Consider the following 253-nt stretch of genomic DNA (forward strand, 5'->3'; position numbering starts at 1 on the left):
GGGATCCTGTTCGTGCTGCGCTCAGGCACGCCGTGGGAGTTGCTGCCCCGGGAGATGGGCTGTGGCTCGGGGATGACCTGTTGGCGACGCTTGCGGGATTGGCAGAAGGCCGGAGTGTGGGACCGTCGTACGCCTCCGGTGAGAGCCGCCTTGTGAGACGGGGCCTCGTGCCCGACGTCTGACCTTAATGCTGGCGTTAAAGTCATCGGATCAAGGCGATGCGGGTCGAGGTTCTTGCCGGGGTCGAGCGCCG

1 pseudogene is annotated in these 253 nt (G+C 66.0%); it reads left to right on the top strand.

Annotated features, from left to right (window positions below):
- Positions 1–126: pseudogene (locus tag ACLBX8_RS32335) on the top strand (transposase); the annotation flags it as partial.
- Positions 127–253 lie beyond the last annotated feature (127 nt).

Source organism: Methylobacterium sp. D48H, assembly GCF_053345715.1.